The sequence below is a fragment of the Proteus sp. FZP2095 genome (genome assembly GCF_023701425.1).
Lineage (GTDB): Bacteria > Pseudomonadota > Gammaproteobacteria > Enterobacterales > Enterobacteriaceae > Proteus > Proteus cibarius.
In genome coordinates, this window is sequence record NZ_JAMQBJ010000001.1 from 193,405 (window position 1) to 219,380 (window position 25,976).

Sequence of the window (25,976 nt, forward strand, 5' to 3'; positions counted from 1 at the left end):
GCTGATGCTTTTTTAGGAGAGATTTTTAGAGGAATAAGTTAAAACTTTTTACAAAGTGATACGTTGCATTTGGCGACAACCTAAAGCAGTTAATGTTGCTTGTGTTGCATCCCATTGCGTTAAAACTGTCTCTGTTTTTTCGATTAAGACAGCAGATTCAATATCCATAACACTCTCACCCGCCATATTTAACAAAATTAATGCGGCTTGTAGTGGCGGTAAACTTGGGTTGAATGCGGCATTTTCTGCGTAACTACCTTGGAATATTTTGCCATTTTTCATTTGAACAGCAATACCACTGTGCGACTCACTATAAGGAGCATGGCTACGATTCGTGGCTTGTAGCGCTTGTTGTGCTAATTCACTAGGGTTATCAATTTTGTAACCGTGATTAACTTTGTCCATTAATAAAGAGGTGATATTGAGATCTTTCGGGCCAAAGCTATCAGGTAAATAATCACCTAATGTTGCCATTTTTCTTCCCGGTAACTGAATTTGAATATGGGTGCCACTGTTCAATTCGTTCATAAACTGGCGACAGTGACCACAAGGTGTATAGTTAACGGTAACGGAGATCAAGCGAGATTCACCTTGTAACCACGCATGAGTCACAGCACTTTGTTCTGCGTGAACAGTTTGTTGTAGTGGGGCACCTGCAAATTCCATGTTGGCACCAAAGTAGAGATTACCACTTTCACCACGAGCAATAGCACCAACATTAAAATGAGATATCGGTGTCACTGCACAAGCAGCCGCGACTGGTAAAAGTGCGAGGGCTAAGGCATCATCATTACATTGTAACTGTGTTTTTATGGCATTGACCTGCTCTGCTGTAAACATTGCAGGGAATTCATCCTGCTCAAGATAAGGAGCAAGTGCTTGTTGTAACTGAGGGGATAAATCTGACCAAACTGCCTGAAAACGAGTATGCATACATGAGTCTCCCATTAATCTTTCTGTATTATAAGATTCTAGGCATCTTTACTCATTCTTATATGTGATGAAAATCATATTTTCAATGAAACAATTGCAACAAATTCATTAATTGAGAGATGTATCTCAAATTTATAGCAAAAATCCCCGAAGTAAAATTAATTAAATCGGGGATTTGAAAGGTAGAGTATAAAAAATATTAACTATAAAGATGCAAAATAATAGGGAAGATAAATGGTGCGGTAAGGGATGTAATAATCCCGCATGTCATTAATGCCAATGAACTATAAGCACCTTCGATATAATCCACTTCTGCCGCTCTTGCTGTTCCTACTGCATGCGAAACGGTTCCCATCGCTAATCCCCGAGAGGCGTGAGTTGGAATTCGCAATATCTTGAATAGAGTGTGACCAAAAATGGCACCTAAAATACCTACTGCAATAACACATGCAGCACTGATTGCAGGAATACCACCTATGGAGTCTGCAACTGCCATTGCGATAGGTGTTGTGACTGATTTAGGTAAGACTGATGCGGCAATTTCGGGAGTTGCTCCTGCCCATAAGGCAATCGCAGTACCACTGACCATGGCTGCAACACTACCAATAAAGCAAATACTTATTAGTGATTTCCATTGTGCGCGAATTTGATGTAATTGCTGATAAAGCGGAATAGCTAAAGCAACAACGGCAGGTTGTAATAAATCATTTAAAATACGGCTACCTGCAAAATAGTGTTCGTAAGGAGTATGTGTAATTAATAAGATAGGAATAATAACCGCAATACCAATAAGTAAAGGGTTCAATATAGGTAATTTATAACGAGCAGCAAGTTTACGTGATAAATAAAAGATAATTATGGTTAAAGGAAGTGACCACCATATATTCGTTAACACTAACATTTTTTCTTCTCACTTAATGCTTTATCATCATCTTTTTCTTTTGTTTCAATAATATCTTCAACTAGATCTGGTTTTGAACCTACGATAATACGCTCACGATGAACATAATGTGAACAGTAAGCAACCAGTGCCATAACCCCAAACGTACTGACTATACAGGCTAAAACGATAGGGAAAAGTTGCTGACTAAGTAAATCATAATAATTCATTACGGCTACCCCGATAGGGATAAAGAGCAATGACATATTTTTCAGCAGGATATTGGCGCCAGGTTTAACCCAACGCAAAGGAATAAGCTGGAAAGCAAGTAAACCAAAAAGGATCAGTAACCCAATAATACTACCTGGAACCGCGAAGGGTAGAAGAGCTGAAATAAGATTACCAGCAAAAAGACAAAGATAAAGTACCAAAAAAGATCGTAGATAATGCCAAAGTGTAATCTGCAATCGTGCCCGTTTAGATTTCATAAGTAAGTGTCCCAAATCAACTAACAGAATTATCATACACCGATTTTGAAAGTGTGCTATGGATCACAATAAAAAAAGAGCGGGGCTCTAATAGAACCCCGCCATATATTTATTTGGCAAATGAATCTTGGTTGTTATTTCACTTGTTGACCCGGTTTTGCACCAGAATCTGGGCTGAGTAAGAAAATATCTTTATCGCCAGGGCCTGCTGCCATTACCATGCCTTCTGAAATACCAAAACGCATTTTACGAGGTGCTAAGTTTGCTACCATTACCGTTAAGCGACCTTCTAACACTTTAGGATCTGGGTATGCAGTACGAATACCTGAGAATACTTGGCGAGTTTCGCCACCTAAGTCCAAAATTAATTTCAGTAGTTTGTCTGAGCCTTCAACAAAGTCTGCTTGTTTAATTTCAGCGATACGCATATCGATTTTCGCAAAATCATCAAATTTGATGGTTTCTTGAATAGGTGCATCAGCCAATGGCCCCGTTACTTCTTTTACTGGAGCAATGGTACTTTTTGATGCTTCAACCATTGCGTTAGCTTTATCCATTTCAATACGGTTAAACAACGCTTTGAATTTAGTGATTTCTTGGCCTAACAGTGGTTGATCAAGTGCATCCCATGTTAATTGGGTTTGTAAAAAGGCTTCTGAACGTTCTGTCAGTGAAGGTAATACAGGTTTCAGATACGTCATCAATACACGGAATAAGTTAATTCCCATAGTACAGATTGCTTGTAACTGAGTATCTTGACCTTCTTGTTTTGCCACTACCCAAGGGGCTTTTTCATCGATATAACGGTTAGCTTCGTCAGCTAGTGCCATAATTTCACGAATGGCTTTACCAAACTCACGATTTTCAAATGATTGTGCGATAGTTTCTTTCATATCAACAAAGTGTTGATAAAGTTTAGCATCATCTAAAGAATCAGCTAATTTGCCATCAAAACGCTTGCTGATAAAACCTGCTGTACGCGATGCAAGGTTCACCACTTTATTAACAATGTCGCTGTTTACACGTTGAACAAAGTCTTCTAAGTTTAGGTCAATATCGTCAATGCGTGATGAAAGTTTTGCAGCATAGTAATAACGTAGGCAATCCGCATCAAAATGATCAAGATAAGCGCGAGCAGTAATAAAGGTGCCACGAGATTTTGACATCTTCGCACCATTTACTGTGACATAACCATGAACAAACAAGTTTGTTGGTTTGCGATATTCGCTACCTTCTAACATTGCAGGCCAGAATAAGCTGTGGAAATAGACGATATCTTTACCAATAAAGTGATAAAGGTCAGCTTTGCTGTCTTTATTCCAAAATTCATCAAAACTTAAATCACCACGTTTTTCACATAAGTTTAAGAATGAACTCATGTAGCCAATCGGTGCATCTAGCCATACATAGAAATATTTACCCGGTGCATCTGGAATTTCGAAACCGAAATAAGGCGCGTCACGAGTGATATCCCACTGTTGTAAACCACTGTCGAACCATTCTTGCATCTTATTCGCAACTTGTTCTTGCAGTGCACCAGAGCGTATCCACGCTTGTAACATGTTGCTAAATGCAGGTAAGTCGAAGAAATAGTGTTCTGTTTCGCGCATTACAGGCGTTGAACCTGATACGACAGAGCGTGGATTAATTAATTCTGTTGGGCTGTAAGTTGAGCCACAAACTTCACAGTTATCACCATATTGGTCTTGCGCTTTACATTTAGGGCAAGTGCCTTTTACAAAACGGTCAGGCAAGAACATGCCTTTTTCTTCATCATAAAGCTGAGAAATTGTTTTGCTTTTGATGTGACCATTCTTTTTCAGTGCAAGATAAATTTTAGTCGATAATTGGCGACTCTCTTCACTGTGTGTAGAGTGATAATTGTCATAACTGATATTGAAGCCTGCAAAATCCTGCTGATGCTCTTTGCTCATTTCTTCAATCATGGCTTCTGGAGTTATGCCCAATTGTTGAGCTTTCAGCATAATTGGGGTGCCGTGGGCATCGTCAGCGCAGATGAAATGAACTTCTTTGCCGCGCATTCGTTGATAACGGACCCAGATATCTGCCTGAATGTGCTCAAGGATATGACCGAGATGAATTGAACCGTTAGCATAAGGTAACGCGCAGGTTACCAATAATTTATTCGCGACGTGAGACATAGTAAGGATCTTACTTCCATAAAATTAATAAAAGGGACTTTGATGGTAACCGATCCATCATGATGTCGCTAGGGCAATAATCGAGTTTTTGCAAGAGAAATTTCAGTTGGCAAATTGAGGTAAGGCATTATCGTAGTCATCTACTATCTGATATGATAGATACACTCATATATTTAATAAATAATGAAAACGAGAGGAGCCGGGATGAGTGATAAATCCCCCGAGCAGACCACCCCTGAGATTCTGAACGAAAAAGTTTCAGGTGTCTTGTCTACTTTTGAACACCCGACATTGAAACGTAATCTGCTTTCTCTAAAAGCACTACATCAATGTGCGATGATTGACGATGTTCTTCATATCGAATTAGTGATGCCGTTTGTTTGGAAAAAACCTTTCCAAGTCCTAATCGAAGAAAAAACAGCTGAACTTCGCAACATCACTGGCGCAAAAGCCATTGAATGGAAACTCAAGCACAATATTTCAACCTTACGTCGCGCAAATGATCTGCCTGGTGTTAATGGTGTTCGTAATATTCTTGCAGTGAGCTCTGGTAAAGGTGGCGTAGGTAAATCAAGTACAGCAGTGAACCTTGCATTAGCACTTGCACAAGAAGGCGCTAAAGTGGGTATTCTTGATGCTGATATTTACGGCCCGTCTATTCCTAATATGTTGGGTACGACAATGGAGCGTCCAACGTCTCCTGATGGACAACATATGGCGCCGATTATGGCTTATGGTTTAGCGTCTAACTCTATCGGTTATTTAGTCACTGATGATAATGCGATGGTATGGCGAGGTCCTATGGCGAGTAAAGCATTAATGCAAATGCTCCAAGATACGCTGTGGCCTGACTTGGATTATCTGGTTATCGATATGCCGCCGGGAACAGGTGATATTCAATTAACCTTATCTCAAAATATCCCAGTAACCGCTGCTGTTGTAGTAACAACACCACAAGATATTGCGCTGGTGGATGCGATGAAAGGGATCGTCATGTTTAAGAAAGTCAATGTACCTGTATTAGGTATTATTGAAAACATGAGTGCACATATTTGTAGCAACTGTGGTCACCTTGAACCTATCTTTGGTACTGGTGGTGCGGCGAAATTGGCTGAGAAGTATCATTGTGAATTATTAGGTCAAGTTCCTCTTCATATCTCTTTACGTGAAGACTTAGACCGCGGACAACCAACAGTGATGCGTGATCCTGAAGGCGAGTTTGCTGATATTTATCGCGAAATCGCATCGACTGTTTCTGCTCAAATGTATTGGGATGGTGATGCTATTCCAACGGAAATTTCTTTCCGCGCAGTGTAATTACAGTAAAATAATACATTGAATTATTTACTGATTAAAATGGAGAGTCATTAGGCTTTCCATTTTTTACATGTGATTTCCGACTGTTTTTGATAAAAAACAAATAGATTTCTGGTTTTACGCTGGAACCAGAGTGATTTCAAAACTATAATCTGCGCTAGCGTAATATTTACATATTATTACGTTATCCCTCTTTTTATTTCAAACCAGGTTTTTGATTATGGCTGACACAGCACATCAGTGCACAATTGTAGGTATCGCTGGAGCTTCTGCTTCGGGTAAAAGTCTTATTGCAAGTACACTTTACCGCGAATTAAGAGCACAAGTAGGTGATCATAATATCGGTGTGATACCAGAAGATTGTTATTATCGTGACCAAAGTGATTTAACGATGGAAGAACGATATAAGGTCAATTATGACCACCCAAATTCGATGGATCACGCACTTTTATATCAGCATTTGTGTGAACTCAAAGCAGGAAAAACCATCGAACTCCCTCAATATGACTACGTTGCTCACACTCGCAAAGCAGAATCCATTTCTTTTCAACCCAAAAAAGTTATTATTATTGAAGGCATCTTGTTATTAACAGATAAACGCCTACGTGAAGAGATGGATTTCTCTATCTTTGTTGATACGCCATTAGATATTTGCTTAATGCGTAGAATTAAACGTGATGTGAATGAACGTGGACGTAGCTTAGACTCAGTCATTGAACAATATAATAAAACCGTTCGTCCTATGTTCTTCCAGTTTATTGAACCTTCTAAACAATATGCCGATATTATTGTCCCTAGAGGGGGTAAAAACCGTGTTGCGATTGATATTCTGAAAGCAAAAATTGGTCAGTTCTGCGAATAATAGATTCATTTGTGGGCAGCTTTCATGCATGATGAAACTGCCTGTTTAATTTGAAGAAGGAAATAAAATGCGATTATGCGACCGTGATATTATTCAGTGGCTGGATGAAGGTAAATTAGTCATTGAACCCCGCCCGCCCATCGAGCGAATTAACGGCGCAACAGCAGATGTTTGCTTAGGAAATCAATTTCGTGTTTTCCAAGGTCATACTGCAGCTTATATTGATTTAAGTGGTCCTAAGGCAGAAGTAAATGCAGCGCTAGAGCGTGTAATGAGTGATGAAATTGTTTTACCTGAAGGTGAGGCATTCTTCTTACATCCTGGTGAATTAGCGTTAGCTGTGACACTTGAATCAGTCACATTACCTGATAATGTGGTGGGGTGGTTAGATGGACGCTCATCATTAGCTCGTTTAGGTTTAATGGTGCATGTTACTGCTCATCGTATTGATCCTGGCTGGCATGGACAAATCGTATTAGAGTTTTTCAATTCAGGTAAACTCCCTCTCGCATTAAGACCGGGTATGGTTATTGGTGCATTAAGCTTTGAGCCTATGTCTGGTTCTGCTGATAGACCTTATAATCGTCGTCAAGATGCAAAATATAAAAATCAACAAGGTGCAGTTGGTAGTCGGATTAGTGAAGATTAACTATCTTTATAATCATTATTATCATATTTCACTAAGCGGGTAATTGTATGAAAAGGTTTCTGACAACACTGGCTATTTTGCTTGTGGTTATTTTGGCAGGCTTAACAGCGTTAGTTTTACTCATTAACCCCAATGATTTCCGCGGATACCTTGTTGAAAGGGTCGAAAAACAAAGCGGTTATAAACTCACATTACAAGATGATATGCGTTGGCATGTATGGCCAAAGTTAAGCATTATTAGTGGTAAAATGTCATTGACAGCACCTGGTGCTGAAATGCCTTTAGTTACAGCCGATAATATGCGTCTTGATGTTGAGTTATTACCGCTACTTTCTCATCAACTTGAAGTAAAAGAAGTCATGCTTAAAGGTGCCGTTGTTCGCCAAACACCGGAAAGCAAAGCTATTCCTAAAATATCACCGCCTTCTACTCCTCGAGATATTTCTCACCCAGTAATCGAACCTAGAGCCAATAATTGGCAATTGAATATCGCCAAAGTAAAAATTTCAGACAGCTTAATTATTTGGCAAATGAAAGACGGCGAGCAGCTTAATTTACGCGATATTAATTTATCGTTGAAAACAGACGAGAAAAAACAAATTAGTCTTGAGATGAGCACGAAAATGAATCGTGACCGTCGTGAGATCACCCTAAATGTTGCCGCTAATGCGGATATGAACAGTTATCCTTACCAAATTGCAGGTAATATCACACAGTTAGATTATGCTTTATCAGGAATAGGGATCCCTGAAAATGGCATAACAGGAAGTTTAACTTCAGATTTTACGATCCAAAATGAGGGGGTGAGAAAGGTTTCACTTGATAACTTAAATCTCACTGCTAATGATAGCCAACTGCAAGGTAATATCAGTGCGGAGTTTTCAGGTAAAACTCGTTATCAGGTTGATTTAAAAGGTGAACAATTAAATTTAAATACGTTGTTACCAGAGTTAGCAGTGGCTAAAACAACGGAAACCGCATTATTGTCCCCTAAAGATAATAAGACACCATCATCATTTTCATTATTTAATACTGCACATGCAGCGCCAGCACCAAATGCCACAATTATGGCAAAGCCGGTTATTACTTCAGTTACTATTGAAAATAAAGAATATGATTTAACGCATTGGGGCGATATTGAGTTTACGCTGAAATTAGCACTGAATAAGCTTCTTTATAAAGATTTAGAGATTAATAATTTTAAAATTGATGCTTTAAATAATCCTAAGTCGCTGAATATTCAAACCTTAACAGGACATGTCCTTCAAGGTGACTTCTCACTTCCAACAGTTATCTCTACAAGCATTGTGCCAGCACATATCAGCATGGATGTCACAATGAACAATATTCCATTACAACCGCTATTGCGTGTGTTTAATCAACCTGAAAATTTCAGTGGATTAATTTCGGCAAAAGGGAATTTAGAAGGTGCGGGATATAACCGAAAAGCCTTTTATAATTATTGGCAAGGTACGCTCAATACATCTGTTAGCCAATTTAAAATGCAAGGATTAAATGTTCCGCAGGTTATTCAGCAATCAGTCGCTCAAGCGACAGATAAAGTAATTTATCCTGAAGATATCGAGAGTTACACCCAAGCAGATAATGTGATTGCCCAATTTAAATTAACCCCAAAAGGACAATTGACGATTAATTCCCTTGATGCTCAAGCTGATACTTATCAAATTAAAGGGCAGGGTAAAGTTAACCTTCAACGCCATGATCTTGATGTAACACTATTGGTTAATATTAAAAAAGGGTGGGGTAAAGAAAATGAATTTATTCGCCAACTGGCTAAAATTGATATTCCTTTAAGGCTTTATGGGGATTGGAATGCGGTGCAATATGAGCTCAATGTTGAAAAATTACTGCGCGATCAATTACAGCAAAAAGCAAAACAAGCCATCGATAATTGGCTAAATAAGCAAGATGCTGAAAGCCCAGAAGTAAAAGCACTTAATCAGTTATTGAAGAAAATCTAATTTCACGAATTTTAACTTCATCACACTCTTAATAAAAGCACACTATTTTGATAATTGTGTGCTTTTTGCTTTATATCTATCATTTAATTTATATTTTGAATGAAAAGTAAGCATTCGTGCTATGTATATGTAAAAAAATAGTCGTTTTTTTTGATATATGTCATACACTGCAACGTTGCCTTTGGGCAGAGTGTGTCAATCGCACTAAACGCAAAAATGATGATAAAAATAAAAAACTTCATTTTATAAATGACTACTTTAGACAGGATAAATAAATGATTGAAATTCTTATCGGCGCCTTCGTTGCTGTAGGTGTTGGACGTTATATTGTAAAAGGCTATTCACCAACCGGTGTTTTAATGACGGGTGGTCTGTTATTACTGATCATCAGCGTTATTATGGGAAGGGCTGTTTTACCTGCAAGTGCAACTGCAACAGGCTACGGTTTAATCGATATTGTTGAGTATGTGAAAAATCTACTAATGAGCCGTGGTGGCGATTTAGGTATGATGATCATGATACTTTGTGGTTTTGCTTCTTATATGACACACATTGGTGCTAATGATGTTGTTGTTAAATTAGCATCACGCCCACTAAAAATGATTAACTCACCATATCTTCTGATGGTTGCGGCTTACATTGTTGCATGTTTGATGTCACTGGCTGTTTCATCAGCAACAGGTTTAGGGGTGTTGTTAATGGCAACTCTATTCCCTGTTATGGTGAATATGGGAATTAGTCGCGGAGCTGCAGCTGCAATCTGTGCGTCTCCAGCTTCTATTATTTTAGCGCCAACATCAGGAGATGTTATTTTAGCCGCTGAAGCGTCTAAAATGCCGCTGATTGATTTCGCATTTAAAACCACATTACCTATCTCTATTGCTGCAATTATTGGTATGTGTATCGCTCATTTCTTCTGGCAACGTTATCTTGACCGTAAAGAGCATATCGAAACTGAAATGTTAGACGTGAATGAAATCAAAACTCACGCACCAAGTTTCTATGCGATTTTACCTTTCACACCAATTATCGGTGTTCTCGTTTTTGATGGTAAATGGTTACCAGAACTTCATATTGTTGCCATTATTATTATCTGTATGATTTTAGCGGCTGTTATCGAATTTATTCGCAGCTTTAGCGCAAAACAAGTTTTCGAAGGTTTAGAAGTTGCTTACCGCGGTATGGCAGATGCATTTGCTCAAGTTGTTATGTTATTAGTCGCTGCTGGGGTATTTGCTCAAGGTTTAACGACGGTTGGCTTTATTAATGCATTAATTGAAGGTGCTCAGTCATTAGGTTCAGGTGCGATTGTGATGATGATTGCATTGGTATTAATTACCATGTTAGCGGCAATGACCACAGGCTCTGGTAACGCACCATTCTATGCATTCGTTGAATTAATTCCTCGTCTAGCAAGCAATATGGGTGTTAACCCAGCTTATTTAACTATTCCAATGTTACAAGCCTCAAATTTAGGCCGTACATTATCACCGGTTTCTGGTGTTGTGGTTGCGGTATCTGGTATGGCAAAAATTTCACCGTTTGAAGTGATGAAACGAGTTTCTGTCCCAGTATTAGTAGGGCTGGTGATTGTTATTGTTGCGACTGAAATTCTGGTACCAAGTACATTAGGTTGATTATTAACTGATTAAATTAATCTAAATTTATTGTTTTAAATTTTATTGGCGGGCTTTGTAATTGAACAAAGCCCGTTTTTTATTGGCTTAAGAAAAGTCGTATAAAAAATAATTATTTAAACTGAATAAAGGCATCTGCGACTTTTTTAGCACCTTCATAAATTTCAAATTTTTCTAATTTTTCTAATAAGTGATGAGGGGCATGTTCAACTAAAAACTGCATATTGCCCTCACTTATCCAATGTTCAGACTCTTGTTGTGTATGAGTGATTTCAATCGCAAGACTCCAGCGATTTGGCTCATAGGGCAGTTGAGTCGTTGGATAATAAAAACCAGCTGAAAGAGGTGGTAATAGCCTTCCTCCTTCAATAGAGGTTAACCAGACTATTTTAACGCAGACATTGGTACGCATATTATTTTCCAGTAGGTACTATCTTCAGATAAAAAATATCCGCCTTAAAGGCGGATATTTTGCTATTTGATAAGAATTACGCTTCGTCAACGTTTTCTTCATCTTCTGGTGTGGGCTCAACGATCCGAACTTTATTAATCCGGTGGTTGTTCACTTCTAACGGCTCAAATTCAATGCCATCAATAAGGATCTTTTCACCAACAGTTGGAACACGTTGTAAATGTTCCATTAATAAGCCGGCTAAGGTTTCATACTCACGTTTTTCATCCAATTTAATTGGAATATAAAGCACTAAGTCTTCAAGTGGTGTAAAGCCGTTAACTGTCCATGAACCATCTTCATTTTGAACCAAGTCGTGACGTGAATCGTTTTCTTCAGAACTGACTGGTAAGTTACCCGCGATGGTCTCCATAACGTCAGTTAGCGTCACGATCCCTTCTACTGAACCAAATTCATCTACGACAAACGCAAAGTGAGTATGCGCACTTCGGAATTGCTCTAACGCTTGCAGCAAGGATAAACCTTCAGGGAAAATCAGCGGTTGTGTGACCAGTAAACGTAAGTCTAGTGGTTCATTACGTAACTGTTGGTTTAACAGTTGGATCACATTAACAACCCCAACAGGTTCATCACTGTGTTGTTCATCAGTAATCACTAGGCGAGAGTGAGGATCCTTTTCCAATAATTGGCGGATATCATCTTGTGTTGCGTTCAAGTCTACATATTCAACATCATGGCGAGAAGTCATGATACTGTTCACATTACGTTGACTTAAACCAAGCACACGTACAATCATTTGACGTTCTTGAGGATCAAACACCTCTTCAGCATCAGAGACTAAATCAGATGTGTGATGATCTAATTCGGATGATTCAGGCTTACCATTAATAATACGTAACACCGCTTCTGCTGTTCGTTCACGTAAAGAACGAGAAGCTGATAAGAAACGGCGACGGTTAAATTGTGCTAACTGATTAAAGACTTCTATCATGATAGAGAAGCCAATCGCTGCATACAGGTAACCTTTTGGAATGGCGTAACCAAAGCCTTCGGCAACTAATGCAAAACCAATCATCAGCAAGAAGCTTAAACACAAGATAACAATGGTTGGGTGGTTATTGACGAAGTTTGTTAAAGGTTTACTTGCCAGGATCATCAAGAGCATTGCGATAGTAACAGCTGCAATCATAACGCCTAAATGATCAACCATACCCACAGCAGTTATTACTGAGTCAAGCGAGAATACTGCATCCAGCACGATAATTTGGGCAACAACAGACCAAAAGCTAGTTGTTTTACGTTGTTTTCCCTCGTTGTGATCTTTACCTTCTAGCCGTTCATTAAGCTCCATGGTGGCCTTGAACAGCAAGAATATCCCTCCGAGAAGCATAATTAAGTCTCTTGCACTGAAAGGATGATCAAACAGTGTAACAAGAGGTTTTGTCAGAGTGATAAGCCAAGAGAGGCTAAATAACAACACAACCCGCATAACAAGGGCACACAATAAGCCTGTTATACGTGCTTTATCTCTTAGTTTTGCTGGGAGTTTATCTGCCAGAATAGCAATAAAAACAAGGTTATCAATACCAAGTACGATTTCGAGAACAATTAGGGTGGAGAGTCCTACCCAGATCGTCGGATCCAAGATCCATTCCATACAGTTTGTTTTACCTTCTATAAAGACGGCATATGCCGACAAGGGAATAATGAGCAATTTGCAGGAATTTTTCAATAATTTATTATTAATATAAAGGTAATAATTTCATTTTGCGTGAAAGAGTGCGATATCGATTGCATCAATAACTACCACCAATGATGAGAGTGCGTTACTATGTGATCAGGTTAACACATTGTCAGTACAGTGATACTGGCAGGTTTATTTTCAGACGGGAGTTATTTTCATGTCAAAACAGCAAATCGGCGTGGTTGGTATGGCAGTAATGGGACGTAACCTTGCGCTAAATATTGAAAGCCGTGGTTATTCTGTATCCATTTACAACCGCTCAAGCGATAAAACCAACGAAGTTATCGCTGAAAATCCAGGTAAAAAACTGGTTCCGAATTATTCTATTGAAGAGTTTGTTGATTCGTTAGAAAAACCGCGTCGTATTTTATTAATGGTAAAAGCGGGTGAAGCAACGGATAAAACAATTGCTGCTTTGACGCCGCATTTAGATAAAGGCGATATCCTTATCGATGGCGGAAATACTTTCTTTAAAGATACCATTCGTCGTAACCGTGAATTATCAGCACAAGGTTTTAACTTCATTGGTACTGGTGTTTCTGGTGGTGAAGAAGGCGCATTAAAAGGTCCTTCAATCATGCCGGGTGGACAAAAAGAAGCTTACGAATTAGTTGCGCCAATCCTTGAAAAAATTGCGGCTGTTGCTGAAGGTGAACCTTGTGTGACTTATATCGGTGCTGATGGTGCGGGTCACTATGTGAAAATGGTTCACAACGGTATCGAATATGGCGATATGCAACTGATTGCAGAAGCGTATTCAGTATTAAAACACTCTTTAGGTCTAACTAATGAAGAATTAGCAGAAACCTTTACCGAGTGGAATAAAGGTGAATTAAGTAGCTACCTGATTGAAATTACTGCTGATATTTTCCGTAAAAAAGATGACGAAGGTAAATATCTTGTTGACGTTATTCTTGATGAAGCGGCAAATAAAGGTACAGGTAAATGGACTAGCCAAAGCTCTTTAGACTTAGGTGTACCAGTTACTCTTATCACTGAGTCTGTATTTGCTCGTTATATCTCTTCATTAAAAGATCAACGTGTTGCTGCATCTAAAGTATTATCAGGCCCAACACCTAAAGCATTCTCTGGCGATAAAAAAGCCTTTATTGAAAATGTACGTCGCGCACTGTATTTAGGTAAAATTGTCTCTTATGCCCAAGGTTTCCAACAACTGAAAGCTGCATCAGACGAATATAACTGGGATTTAAACTACGGTGAAATCGCGAAGATTTTCCGTGCGGGTTGTATCATTCGTGCTCAATTCCTGCAAAAAATTACAGATGCTTATAACGAAGATGCAAGTATTGCAAATCTGCTGTTAGCACCATACTTCAAACAAATCGCTGATGATTACCAACAAGCTCTACGTGATGTTGTTTGTTATGGTGTACAAGCAGGTATTCCTACTCCAACATTCTCTGCGGCTATTTCTTACTACGATAGCTATCGCGCAGAAGTGTTGCCAGCAAACTTAATCCAAGCTCAACGTGACTATTTTGGTGCGCATACTTATAAACGTACTGATAAAGATGGCGTATTCCATACTGAGTGGATGGAATAAATAGATTTAATATTAGGTTATATAATTAAAATATAACAAAGAAAAGGTGCTCAAATTGAGTACCTTTTTTATTTAATGAAAATAAATATCCAATTATTTATATTGCAGGGTATAAACAACACTACTATTAACTTTACCAGCAGTTGTTGTGCTTGTGCATAATATTGAATGGTATAAGGTAAGGTGGCTAAAAAGTGTCGACCTCAATCTTCACATATCATTTTCTATTGGCAGATCTTTCTAATAGAGGTATTGCTCTTTCTTCTCCCCAGCTTTGTAGTGCCGCTAAAACGTGAGAGAGTGATTCTCCATCTTCACTGAGTTTATATTCAACTTTGGGCGGAATCTCAGCGTACACTTTGCGCTCAATAAGTCCATCAGATTCAAGTTCACGTAACTGTTTAGTCAGCATTCGAGGCGTTATTGAAATAAGTTTTCTTTTTAGCTCATTAAATCGCAGTATTTTTCCCTGTAAATGGTAAAGGATCATACCTTTTCCTTTACCTCCCATTAGCTCTAAAGACGCTTCAACAGGGCATCCATCATAGGTGTAGTCGTTATATCTATTCTTTTTGACAGTATCCATTTGTATCCTATATACATAAATTGTACGTACTTGCCAGATAGTAAATTATAATTAAAATGTGCCCGATACAAGTGTCTTACTTTGGAATAGGTGTAATAAATGAATTTATTAAAGATATTGAAAACACGTTATGCGACAAAACATTTTGATAAAAACAAAGTGATCCCTGAGCAAGAATTAGAACAAATTAAAGCATTATTACAACTAAGCCCATCAAGTGTGAACACTCAACCATGGCATTTTATCATCGCGAAAACTGATGATGCTAAGCAGAAAATTGCTGGCTCAACAGAAGGGGGGTATGAGTTCAATAAAGAGAAAATATTAAGTGCTTCACATGTTGTGGTTATGTGTGCAAGAAATACGTTATCTGAAGAATATCTCTCTCATTTGCTTGAATTAGAAGATCAAGCAGGACGATATCCAGAAGCTGAATTTAAAGAGCAAAATAATCTCGCAAGATCATTTTTTGTTAATCTACATGAAAAACAACTTGGTGATTTATCTCATTGGATAGAGAAACAGGTTTATTTAAATATGGGATCACTATTACTAGGTGCTGCAACGTTAGGAATAGATGCTCTTCCAATGGAAGGCTTTGATTTATCAAAAATAGATTCAACATTTTCTTTAAATGATAAAGGTCTTCATGCTGTGGCAATTGTTGCATTAGGTTATAGGGAAGAAGATGATTTCAACTACAATTTGCCAAAATCAAGATTGCCACAAAGTGAAATTATCACAGATATTTAGATTTTAAGTTTTTGATTTAAACCTCACTTTATTAAGAGAGGTTTTTTCATTATAGCTTTTATTTTAGTTAATGATTATCGTTCTTGCTTAAGAAGAGAGTACTTAAATACTCTCTTTTTATTTGTTCTTTATTAAGAAATATAAAAATTATTGTTCAGATGCTTTTATACAATGTGTTTTTTCATTTATTTTATCTGATGTAAGAGCAGTATCTAAATGGGTCTCTTTGGATATTTTCCCACTAAAAACATCATTCATTCTCTCTTTATCTAAGGCATTTTCCCAGCGAGCAACAACAATACAGGCGCAAGCATTACCCACAAGATTGGTCAATGCTCGGCACTCTGACATAAAACGGTCGATACCTAGAATTAATGCCATACCTGCGACAGGAACACTAGGCACTACTGATAATGTTGCAGCTAAAGTAATAAAACCAGCTCCAGTCACACCAGCCGCGCCTTTTGAGCTAATCATGGCAACAAAGAGTAATGTAATTTGTTCGGTTAATGACAAGTCTACGCCTGTTGCTTGCGCAATAAACAGGGCTGCCATAGTCATATAAATATTAGTACCGTCTAAATTAAAGGAATAACCCGTAGGAATAACTAAGCCGACGACTGATTTTTTACAACCCAGTTTTTCCATTTTATTCATTAATGTAGGTAGTGCGGCTTCAGATGAAGAAGTACCTAATACAAGCCAGAGCTCATCTTTTATGTATTTAATTAAAGAGAGGATAGAAAAGCCATTATATTTAGCAACCGCACCCAAAACCACTAACACAAAAAGTAATGCTGTTAAATAAAAAGTAATTACCAACAACATTAAATTGCCAATGGAAGAAATACCATATTTACCTATTGTAAAAGCCATTGCGCCAAAAGCACCAATCGGCGCTAACTTCATTAGCATACCAACCATCTTAAAGACGGGCTCACAAAGGTGTTGTAAGAATTTTAATACAGGTTCGCCTCGTGAACCTATTGACGCCAACGCCAAACCAAAAATCACAGAAACAAACAGTACTTGTAAGATATTACCGTTTACTAGTGGGCTAACGATGGTATCAGGGATGATATTCATGAAAAAATCAACAAGAGAAGAGTTATGTGCCTGTGTGACATACATTTCTACTCGGCTACTATCTAATGACTCAGGAGAGATATTTAAACCATCACCAGGACGAATAACATTGGCAGTGATTAATCCAATGATGAGCGCAATCGTAGAAAACGTAAGAAAGTAAATCATTGATTTACCTGCTACTTTTCCGACGGTTTTCATATTATTCATACCAGCAATGCCTGTCACTACGGTTAGAAAGATAACAGGTGCGATGATCATTTTTACTATTTTGATAAATCCATCACCCAAAGGTTTGAATGACTCACCAATATCAGGGTAAAAATGTCCTAATAGAATACCGAAAATGATAGCAATAATAACTTGGATATATAACACACGATAAAAGGGGAGCTTGCGGGATGAAGTCTGCATAAAAATTCCCTGTAACTGAAAGATATTGACTAAATAAAAAAGAAATTATGATGTAAATTATTATTTACATTTATTTTGTTGTGACAGGTAACTTAAAGGTATGCGTAAATCAGGTCAATAAAATAAAGTTGATTTTATCAAATATTGTGCTCTTCATCTAAAAAATTAGATTTAATTTCAATTTATTGCTATTTGTGGAATTTATTTTTCTTAAATCAATAAGTTAATGAAATTATAATTTGTTTTAATTTATTGTATTTCTTTAAAATTATGTATATTTTGCTTTGTTTTTTGGTGAATAAAATAATTAAAATGTAAAAAATATAGGGTGAGGAGGGGAAAATGGGGGGTGTGATTATAATTATTTGTTTTTATTGAATTTTTTGTTAAGGAAAAAATGAGTTACTGATAAACCCTTCAATATAAATAAACTCTAACCAACAAACAAATAAGCATTCAGAAAGAACAATAATAAAGGCGAGTATTGAAGGAAACTCTGAAGTATCTCTTACCAAGATAAAAAAACGAAGTAGCATGATTGCAGAAAACAGAGTTTTTATTGCTAAAGCAAATGCAACAAAATAAATAGCGATATATAGAGAGAAAACACGGTGACACAACAACGATATAAAAAAGAACAATACTACTAACAATTATTATGGCAGAACCACCCAACCAATATTTAAAAAATCATAAAAATAAGCAAAGAATAATCTATGAGAAAAAGAGACAATAATAAATAAATTATAAAAAAGACAAGTGTTTGTTCGTAGTGGTAAGGAATATAAAAAATAAAAGAGCACATCAGCGCTCTTTTATAGATCATAGAAAATGGTCTTTATTTTACTGGGATTTTAATTGCATTGTCAGATTCAATTTCAATAGGCGCTAATGGAGCATCTTCAATAAATTCACTTGATGCTCTGCCACTAAAGACATCATTCATTCTTTCTTTATCTAAAGCATTTTCCCAACGAGCAACAACTATGCAGGCGCAAGCATTACCCACAAGATTAGTTAATGCACGACACTCTGACATAAAGCGGTCAATTCCTAGAATTAATGCCATACCCGCGACAGGAACACTAGGTACAACAGATAAGGTGGCAGCTAAAGTAATAAAACCAGCACCAGTCACACCTGCTGCACCTTTTGAACTTATCATGGCAACTAAGAGTAGTGTGATCTGCTCTGTCAATGAAAGATCAATACCTGTCGCTTGTGCAATAAATAGAGCCGCCATGGTCATGTAGATGTTAGTACCGTCTAAGTTAAAGGAATAACCTGTTGGAATAACTAAACCGACAACTGATTTTTTACAACCTACATTTTCCATTTTACGCATTAAGCTAGGTAATGCTGCTTCTGAAGAAGAGGTACCTAATACTAACCAAAGTTCATCTTTAATATATTTAATTAACGAGAGAATAGAGAAGCCGTTATATTTTGCAACAGCACCTAACACGACAAGAACGAATAATAATGAAGTTATATAGAAAGTTAGAACAAGTAATACCAAGTTACTGATTGATGAAATACCATACTTACCAATAGTAAAGGCCATTGCACCAAAAGCACCGATAGGGGCTAATTTCATTAGCATACCGACCATTTTGAATACAGGTTCAGAAAAGTTTTGTAAAAACTTAAGAACCGGCTCTCCTCGAGTACCAATAGACGCTAAGGCAATACCAAAGACCACAGAAACAAACAGAACTTGTAAGATATTACCGTTAACTAATGGGCTGACAACAGTATCAGGGATGATATTCATTAAGAAACCAACAATCGAAGAGTCATGTGCTTTTGCTACATAACTTTCTACTTTGCTTGCATCTAATGAGGCAGGGGAAATATTCAATCCATCACCAGGACGAATAATATTCGCGACAATCAAACCAATAATTAATGCAATGGTAGAGAAAGTCAGGAAGTAAGCCATGGATTTACCCGCGACAGTACCTACCGCTTTCATATTATTCATACCTGCAATACCTGTTACCACAGTTAAGAAGATAACAGGTGCGATGATCATTTTTACAATTTTGATAAATCCATCACCAAGCGGTTTAAAGGATTCACCCACGTCAGGGTAAAAATGCCCAAGCAAGATACCGAGTAAGATGGCGACGATAACTTGCACGTATAGCACTTTATAAAGTGGTTGTTTTTTAGTTGAAGTTTGCATGAAGATTTCCCTGCACCTATTGGTACATTGTTTATATATTTATTTGTATGTTAGAAAATAACCGACATGTAAATAAGATTTTACATTATTGTATTTTTATTGGAGCTAACTTAAATGTACGAGTAAATCAGGTCAATAACATAAAATCTATTTAGTTAATTATTGAGTGCTGAATCGAAAAAAATAGTTAAAAATTTCTGTTTTGTACATTCTGTAGCGTTATAGCCAAGGTAATATGAAATTAATGGAGTTTATTCTGATTTATTGATTATTTTTGGTGTTAAATGTTGGCGTTTTTTTAGGTTAGATTATCTAATATTACTTTCTGGTGTGTAAATCTATATATACAATAAGAATAGATATCATGATAACAATTACCCTTAACTGAATTATGATTAGGGTAATTGTTAAAAATAAATCAGTTATTTTTATTACTCACTTTCTTCATCTCGAATAAAAGAGATTAATTCAGGTTGTGCAATACGTTTGTAATCTTGCGTATTAAGAATAATTGAACGCTCTAATGTACCTGCATTAAAAGCTAATTCATCAAACCGTTCAAAGAGCAGAGGGTCAGCCACAAGTTTTAATGAAGGGTGGAAACTAAAAGGAGGGATAGCACCAAATACACATTGGGTAAGATCGTCCACTTCTTTAGGGCTGGCTAGAGATGCCCTTGTTCCACCAATTTGGTGAGCGAGTTTTGATAGATCGGCTTGTTTATCAGCAGGCAATATCGCAAGAACATGTTGTTTAATACCGTTACCTTTTATATGGCAAACTAGTCCTTTTGCTCCCTGTCCTAATTGTGTTCCTCTGATTTTTGCAACTTCTTCAGAACGACCTGCGGTAGGGTGTTCCATAACACGATAAGTAGCGTGGTTTTTATCTAATAAAGCAGTAAGTTGCTCAAAAATAGTCAAAGACATCAATGACTCCTGATTTAATAAGTTATTTCTTTAGAGGCATTATACGACTTTAAAAAAAATTTTCTGCTGTGATGTTCACGGCTGGTTTTGATTATTTTGATAAGCTTTTCAAATTATTTTATTACAAATAATAACATGTTAATAGTATTATCCTATTGAATTAATAGGGGAATTAGATTACCAATATTATATTCGTGTACTAATATTATAAATAAATTGATATTTATTCATTATTTTGATGATGATCAATTTAAGAACAAAAAGAATAGAACATATTAAAACGTAGATTTAATTACTAAAAAGGAAGTCAATAATGGCAGTTTCAACATTCTATATCCCTTCTGTAAATAAAATTGGTGCTGGCTGTCTTGCTGAAGCTGTGAGTTCAATGAAAGACTTCGGTTTTCATAAAGCGTTGATCGTCACTGATAGCATTTTAAATCAACTGGGTGTTGTTGATAAAGTCAGTAAGTTACTGACAGAAGCTGGTATTTCTAGCGTAACTTATGACGGAACTGCACCAAACCCTACTGTTGAAAACGTAGAAGCGGGTTTAGCTCTGCTGAAAGAAAATCAATGTGACTGTGTCATTTCTTTAGGTGGTGGTTCTCCACATGACTGCGCGAAAGGTATTGCGTTAGTCGCTTCTAATGGTGGAAAAATTGCAGATTATGAAGGTGTTGACCGCTCTGAAAAACCTCAATTACCACTTATTGCTATTAATACCACAGCAGGTACAGCTTCAGAAATGACACGTTTTTGTATCATCACAGATACTGCGCGCCATATTAAAATGGCTATCGTTGATAAAAACGTTACACCACTCTTATCTGTAAATGATTCAGAATTAATGATTGGTATGCCAAAAGGTTTAACCGCTGCAACAGGTATGGATGCATTAACTCATGCTGTTGAAGCGTATGTTTCAATTGCTGCAAACCCAATTACTGATGCATGTGCATTAAAAGCAGTCACTATGATCAGTGAATCTTTACGTAAAGTGGTTGATAATGGTGGTGATGCACAAGCTCGTGAAAACATGGCTTACGCTCAGTTCTTAGCAGGTATGGCATTTAATAATGCTTCTTTAGGTTATGTGCATGCTATGGCTCACCAATTAGGTGGTTTCTATAACTTGCCTCATGGTGTATGTAATGCGGTTTTATTACCTCATGTTCAAGCTTATAACATTCAAGCAGCCGCAGGTCGTTTAAAAGATATTGCGCAAGCAATGGGCGTTGATGTTTCTGCTATGAGCGATGAGCAAGGCGCTAAAGCATGTATCGAAGAAATTCGTAAAATGGCTAAAGATGTTGGTATTCCAGCAGGCCTGAAAGAATTAGGCGTGAAAGAAGAAGACTTCAAGACATTAGCTGAAAATGCGTTGAAAGATGCTTGTGCAATCACTAACCCAGTGCAGGGTTCTGAAAGTGATGTTATCGAGTTATTCCGCAAAGCAATGTAATGTGTAAGAAATAAATAACAACTAATGTTTGTTATTTTATCTCTTAACCGCGTAATAAAAGCACCTCAGAATTTTTCATGAGGTGCTTTTTTGTTTATGTATCGCTTTCTAGTCTGCTAGCTCTAGAGGATGTTGATTAACTGGAAATTATTCAGCTTTTTTATGGCGCTCTTGAAGGCAACCTATTACATCAGAGAGTGATAATGATTGATCTTGTAATAGCACCATTAAGTGATAGAGCAAGTCTGAGGCTTCATTCTTTAGCTCTTCTCGGTCATTAACAGTGGCAGCTAACGCGGTTTCTACGCCTTCTTCTCCCACTTTTTGGGCTATACGTTTTGTACCGCTGGCATAAAGGCGGGCAGTATAAGAGCTATCTGGTGAGGCATTTTTGCGGTCACGTAATAAATTCTCAAGTTCATAGAGAAATCCCCATTGGCTTTGTGCTGGGGCAAAACAACTTTCAGTGCCGTTATGGCAAGTAGGACCGATAGGATTAGCTAAAATAAGTAAAGTATCGTTATCACAGTCAGGATAAATATTGACTAATTTTAGGAAGTTGCCTGAGGTTTCACCTTTTGTCCATAAACGCTGTTTAGTGCGTGAATAGAAGGTAACATTTCCACTTTTTAGAGTGACATTTAATGCTTCTTTGTTCATATAACCTAGCATTAATACATCGCCTGAAATGGCATTTTGGATAACCGCAGGCATGAGATTATCGACTTTTTCCCAATTTAATTGCGCTAATGTTTCATTATTCATTATATTCTTACCTTAACGTCATTCTTTGCAAGATACTGTTTTAGTTCGTTGATATTAATTATTTGTTTATGAAAAACAGAGGCTGCAAGAGCGCCATCAACATTGGCTAATTTAAATGCATCAAGAAAGTGTGACATTTCGCCAGCTCCCCCTGATGCAATAATAGGAACATCTGCAACTTGGCGTACTAGAGCAAGTTGTTTTAGGTCATAGCCTTGTCTCACGCCGTCTTGGTTCATCATATTTAAAACAATTTCACCCGCGCCTAGCTTCTGAACTTCACGTACCCAATCGAGGGTTTTCCAGTGCGTTTGTTGTGTTCGTTTTTCATCGCCTGTGAATTGATAAACTAAATATTCACCGGTTTTTTCATCAAACCAAGTGTCAATACCCACAACAACACACTGCACACCGTAGCGATCCGCTAAACGAGATATTAGTGAAGGATCAGAAAGTGCAGGGGAGTTAATCGAAATTTTATCTGCTCCAAATGAGAGAATTTTCCCTGCATCTTCAACAGAGCGAATACCACCAGCAACACAAAAAGGAATATCAATCACTTCAGCGACACGCGATACCCAGCTTTTATCAACAACACGGCCATCAGAAGATGCTGTAATATCATAAAATACCAGTTCATCCGCACCTTCTTTGGCATAGCGTTCAGCGAGAGGAACAATATCACCAATGATTTCATGATTACGAAATTGAACACCTTTAACAACTTGTCCATCTCGGACATCAAGACAAGGAATTATGCGTTTTGCCAACATGATATCGCCTCTTTTAATGTAAACTTGCCTTCTAATAATGCTCTACCAACAATAATACCGGCAACACCTGATGCTGGAAGATCTGCGATATCTTGTAAATCACCAATACCGCCCGACGCTTGGAATAAAATATCGGGAAAACGCTGGCTAATTTCTTTATACAGTTCGACGTTAGAACCCGCTAATGTGCCGTCACGAGAAATATCAGTACACAATACATGCTTTAAACCCACACTTTGATAAAGCTCGATGATATCTTCAAGTGTATAGGATGAGTTTTCTTGCCAACCGCTGACAGCTACCCATTTTTTACCTTGTTTATCAATACGAACATCGAGGGCTAACACAATGGCATCTGCACCATAGCGTTCAAACCATGTTTTTACCATTTCAGGTTGGCTGACTGCAGTTGAGCCAATAACAACTCGACTTGCCCCTGCATCAAGTAGCGATTTCACATCATCTTCTGTGCGAATGCCACCACCTACTTGTACAGGTACAGTGACACAAGCAACAAGTTCTTTTAACAGCGGAATTTGGCGAGCTGAAGGATCTTTTGCACCTGTTAAATCCACTAAGTGAAGTAATTTTGCACCATCTTTCTCATATTGTTGGTAGCGAGTCAGTGGATTATCATCATAATTACGCTGTTTTGCATAATCACCCTGATGTAAACGAACTACTTTTCCATCAATTAAATCTAATGCTGGAATAATCATAACGGATTACATCTCCAAAAAGTTCTTGATAAGTTGAGCACCGGCTTTTCCTGAACGCTCTGGGTGAAATTGCACTCCATAAAAATTATCTTTTTGAATTGCACTACTAAAACGCGAACCATATTCAGTTTCAGCAATCGTCGATTCATTGAGCGCTAAAGCGTAGCTATGAACAAAATAGAACCAAGCATCATCACCAAGATCACGAAAAAGAGGATGTCCTGGTTTTGCTAATACTTGGTTCCAACCCATATGAGGTAGTGGTAATCCTGCCGTATCAAGCTTATCAATGGTGCCATCAACTAAACCTAATAAAGGAATATCTTTACCTTCTTCGCTTAGTGAAGCCAATATTTGCATTCCTAAACAAATACCTAAAACAGGTTGTGTTAACGCTTTAATTAGCGGAATTAGCTCGCGTACTTTGAGTTGTTCCATCGCGGCCCTAGCAGTTCCAACACCGGGTAAAAAGAGTTTATCCGCAGATAACACAACATTTTTTTCATAGGAAATAATTGGATCATAACCAAGTCGCTTCACGGCGTAAGCGACAGAGGCTAAATTGGCACAACCCGTATCAAGAATAACCACTTTCATCACAGAACACCTTTTGAACTTGGTAAAGTATTGCCTTCGACACGAATGGCTTGGCGTAATGTACGGCCAAAGACTTTAAATAAGCTTTCAGCTTTGTGGTGATCGTTTTTGCCTTTCGATTTCAGGTGTAATGTGCATCCCATGGTGTAAGAGAGTGAACGGAAAAAGTGTTCAATCATCTCTGTACTTAAATCACCGACACGCTGATATTTAAATTCGGCTTTGTATTCAAGGTGTGGACGACCAGAGATATCTAACGCACAACTTGCAAGGCATTCATCCATTGGTAATGTAAAGCCGAAACGAGCAATACCTCGTTTATCACCTAATGCTTCACGTAATGCTTCACCCAAAGCAAGACCGGTATCTTCCACCGTATGGTGATCATCAATAACTAAGTCACCTTTAACATTGATGTTCATACGAAAGCCGCCGTGTGTGGCAATTTGATCAAGCATATGATCAAAGAAACCGACACCGGTGCTGATCTGGCTATTGCCTTCACGATCAAGCCAAACATCGATCGCAATTTGTGTTTCTTTAGTTTTTCTCTCAACGTGGGCATAGCGATCTTTTTTCGTTAGTTGCTCTGTGAGAACAGCCCAGTTGAGTTCATTGGCATTATAAAGCAGGCCTTTGATACCCATTTTTTCAGCTAACTGAATATCAGTTTGTCTATCGCCAATGACATAGCTGTTATCTTTATCGAGTGCGCCATCAACTAAATACTGGGTGACAAGCCCTGTTTCTGGCTTGCGACAAGGGCAGTTGTCTTCAGGTTTATGAGGACAAATTAACACATCATCAAAAGTGATCCCTTGAGATGAAAAAACTTGCATCATTAAATTATGAGGCGGATCGAAATCTGCTTGAGGAAAGCTTTCAGTGCCTAATCCATCCTGATTGGTGATCATAATGAGTTTATAACCCGCTTTTTGCAGCGCAGTCAGTGCGGGGATCACGCCATTTTCAAAGGCAAGTTTATCAAGTCTATCAACTTGGTAATCTGTTGGTGGCTCAGTGATTAAAGTGCCATCACGGTCAATAAAAAGAATTTTTTGGCTCATGGTT

Annotated in this window: 23 protein-coding genes; 8 read left to right on the top strand and 15 right to left on the bottom strand. The window is 37.8% G+C overall.

Annotation, left to right across the window (positions count from 1 at the left end; genetic code table 11):
• Positions 1–48: 48 nt before the first annotated feature.
• The 4 genes from cdd to metG form a co-directional block, all read right to left on the bottom strand.
• Positions 49–933 (bottom strand): cytidine deaminase, encoded by an 885-nt coding sequence (gene cdd, locus NBG71_RS00900; RefSeq protein ID WP_075672540.1) that lies wholly within the window; start codon positions 931–933, stop codon positions 49–51.
• Positions 934–1,132: 199 nt separating this feature from the next.
• Positions 1,133–1,834: a CidB/LrgB family autolysis modulator gene (locus NBG71_RS00905; RefSeq protein WP_191901862.1), complete on the bottom strand. Its 702-nt coding sequence runs from the start codon at positions 1,832–1,834 to the stop codon at positions 1,133–1,135.
• A complete protein-coding gene (locus NBG71_RS00910) occupies positions 1,828–2,301 on the bottom strand; it encodes a CidA/LrgA family protein (protein ID WP_075672539.1) in 474 nt (157 codons plus the stop codon). Before NBG71_RS00910 ends, NBG71_RS00905 begins: the two co-directional genes overlap by 7 nt.
• 134 nt (positions 2,302–2,435) lie before the next feature.
• Positions 2,436–4,463: a methionine--tRNA ligase gene (gene metG, locus NBG71_RS00915; protein ID WP_075672538.1), complete on the bottom strand. Its 2,028-nt coding sequence runs from the start codon at positions 4,461–4,463 to the stop codon at positions 2,436–2,438.
• Between the two features lie 204 nt (positions 4,464–4,667).
• On the opposite strand from metG, the gene apbC reads away from it, so the two are divergent.
• The 5 genes from apbC (at position 4,668) to dcuC (ending at position 10,910) form a co-directional block, all read left to right on the top strand.
• A complete protein-coding gene (apbC, locus tag NBG71_RS00920; protein ID WP_075672537.1) occupies positions 4,668–5,780 on the top strand; it encodes an iron-sulfur cluster carrier protein ApbC in 1,113 nt (370 codons plus the stop codon).
• Positions 5,781–6,000: 220 nt separating this feature from the next.
• Complete coding sequence (gene udk, locus NBG71_RS00925) at positions 6,001–6,642, top strand: uridine kinase (RefSeq protein WP_075672536.1); 642 nt, start codon at positions 6,001–6,003, stop codon at positions 6,640–6,642.
• A gap of 67 nt (positions 6,643–6,709) precedes the next feature.
• A complete protein-coding gene (dcd, locus tag NBG71_RS00930; protein WP_075672535.1) occupies positions 6,710–7,291 on the top strand; it encodes a dCTP deaminase in 582 nt (193 codons plus the stop codon).
• Between the two features lie 47 nt (positions 7,292–7,338).
• Positions 7,339–9,273 (top strand): outer membrane assembly protein AsmA, encoded by a 1,935-nt coding sequence (gene asmA / locus NBG71_RS00935; RefSeq protein ID WP_250916457.1) that lies wholly within the window; start codon positions 7,339–7,341, stop codon positions 9,271–9,273.
• Positions 9,274–9,548: 275 nt separating this feature from the next.
• Positions 9,549–10,910: an anaerobic C4-dicarboxylate transporter DcuC gene (gene dcuC, locus NBG71_RS00940; RefSeq protein WP_075672533.1), complete on the top strand. Its 1,362-nt coding sequence runs from the start codon at positions 9,549–9,551 to the stop codon at positions 10,908–10,910.
• A 112-nt stretch (positions 10,911–11,022) separates the two neighbouring features.
• Here the strand turns inward: dcuC and NBG71_RS00945 are convergent, their stop codons facing one another.
• Both NBG71_RS00945 and NBG71_RS00950 read right to left on the bottom strand, forming a co-directional pair.
• Complete coding sequence (locus tag NBG71_RS00945) at positions 11,023–11,322, bottom strand: hypothetical protein (RefSeq protein WP_075672532.1); 300 nt, start codon at positions 11,320–11,322, stop codon at positions 11,023–11,025.
• 76 nt (positions 11,323–11,398) lie between these two features.
• Positions 11,399–12,979: a TerC family protein gene (locus NBG71_RS00950; protein WP_075672531.1), complete on the bottom strand. Its 1,581-nt coding sequence runs from the start codon at positions 12,977–12,979 to the stop codon at positions 11,399–11,401.
• Positions 12,980–13,223: 244 nt separating this feature from the next.
• Between NBG71_RS00950 and gnd the strand changes: the two genes are divergently transcribed.
• Positions 13,224–14,630, top strand: a complete 1,407-nt coding sequence (gene gnd, locus NBG71_RS00955) for an NADP-dependent phosphogluconate dehydrogenase (RefSeq protein ID WP_023581264.1) — start codon at positions 13,224–13,226, stop codon at positions 14,628–14,630.
• Between the two features lie 217 nt (positions 14,631–14,847).
• On the opposite strand, the gene NBG71_RS00960 is transcribed toward gnd, so the two are convergent.
• The gene (locus NBG71_RS00960; RefSeq protein ID WP_075672530.1) at positions 14,848–15,216 is read right to left on the bottom strand and encodes a winged helix-turn-helix transcriptional regulator; all 369 of its coding nucleotides are present in this window, start codon (positions 15,214–15,216) and stop codon (positions 14,848–14,850) included.
• A gap of 99 nt (positions 15,217–15,315) precedes the next feature.
• Between NBG71_RS00960 and nfsB the strand changes: the two genes are divergently transcribed.
• Positions 15,316–15,969 carry an oxygen-insensitive NAD(P)H nitroreductase gene (gene nfsB, locus NBG71_RS00965; RefSeq protein ID WP_075672529.1) on the top strand — a complete coding sequence of 218 codons (654 nt, stop codon included), beginning with the start codon at positions 15,316–15,318 and terminating at the stop codon, positions 15,967–15,969.
• A gap of 147 nt (positions 15,970–16,116) precedes the next feature.
• Here the strand turns inward: nfsB and NBG71_RS00970 are convergent, their stop codons facing one another.
• The 3 genes from NBG71_RS00970 to NBG71_RS00980 form a co-directional block, all read right to left on the bottom strand.
• The gene (locus NBG71_RS00970; protein ID WP_191901866.1) at positions 16,117–17,469 is read right to left on the bottom strand and encodes a dicarboxylate/amino acid:cation symporter; all 1,353 of its coding nucleotides are present in this window, start codon (positions 17,467–17,469) and stop codon (positions 16,117–16,119) included.
• A gap of 838 nt (positions 17,470–18,307) precedes the next feature.
• Positions 18,308–19,657 (bottom strand): dicarboxylate/amino acid:cation symporter, encoded by a 1,350-nt coding sequence (locus tag NBG71_RS00975; RefSeq protein WP_075672527.1) that lies wholly within the window; start codon positions 19,655–19,657, stop codon positions 18,308–18,310.
• 431 nt (positions 19,658–20,088) lie between these two features.
• Positions 20,089–20,586 (bottom strand): YbaK/prolyl-tRNA synthetase associated domain-containing protein, encoded by a 498-nt coding sequence (locus NBG71_RS00980; RefSeq protein ID WP_075672526.1) that lies wholly within the window; start codon positions 20,584–20,586, stop codon positions 20,089–20,091.
• A 313-nt stretch (positions 20,587–20,899) separates the two neighbouring features.
• Between NBG71_RS00980 and yiaY the strand changes: the two genes are divergently transcribed.
• Positions 20,900–22,051, top strand: a complete 1,152-nt coding sequence (gene yiaY / locus NBG71_RS00985; protein WP_075672525.1) for an L-threonine dehydrogenase — start codon at positions 20,900–20,902, stop codon at positions 22,049–22,051.
• 147 nt (positions 22,052–22,198) lie between these two features.
• Here the strand turns inward: yiaY and hisIE are convergent, their stop codons facing one another.
• From hisIE to hisB, 5 genes are read right to left on the bottom strand one after another with little or no spacing between them, the layout of a single operon-like run.
• Positions 22,199–22,816, bottom strand: a complete 618-nt coding sequence (gene hisIE / locus NBG71_RS00990) for a bifunctional phosphoribosyl-AMP cyclohydrolase/phosphoribosyl-ATP diphosphatase HisIE (protein ID WP_075672523.1) — start codon at positions 22,814–22,816, stop codon at positions 22,199–22,201.
• The gene (gene hisF / locus NBG71_RS00995) at positions 22,816–23,589 is read right to left on the bottom strand and encodes an imidazole glycerol phosphate synthase subunit HisF (RefSeq protein WP_075672521.1); all 774 of its coding nucleotides are present in this window, start codon (positions 23,587–23,589) and stop codon (positions 22,816–22,818) included. The genes hisIE and hisF overlap by 1 nt, the downstream gene beginning before the upstream one ends.
• The gene (gene hisA, locus NBG71_RS01000; RefSeq protein WP_099659786.1) at positions 23,571–24,308 is read right to left on the bottom strand and encodes a 1-(5-phosphoribosyl)-5-[(5-phosphoribosylamino)methylideneamino]imidazole-4-carboxamide isomerase; all 738 of its coding nucleotides are present in this window, start codon (positions 24,306–24,308) and stop codon (positions 23,571–23,573) included. The genes hisF and hisA overlap by 19 nt, the downstream gene beginning before the upstream one ends.
• A gap of 6 nt (positions 24,309–24,314) precedes the next feature.
• Positions 24,315–24,905 (bottom strand): imidazole glycerol phosphate synthase subunit HisH, encoded by a 591-nt coding sequence (gene hisH / locus NBG71_RS01005; RefSeq protein ID WP_075672517.1) that lies wholly within the window; start codon positions 24,903–24,905, stop codon positions 24,315–24,317.
• A complete protein-coding gene (gene hisB, locus NBG71_RS01010) occupies positions 24,905–25,972 on the bottom strand; it encodes a bifunctional histidinol-phosphatase/imidazoleglycerol-phosphate dehydratase HisB (RefSeq protein ID WP_211838940.1) in 1,068 nt (355 codons plus the stop codon). Before hisB ends, hisH begins: the two co-directional genes overlap by 1 nt.
• Between the last annotated feature and the right edge of the window lie 4 nt (positions 25,973–25,976).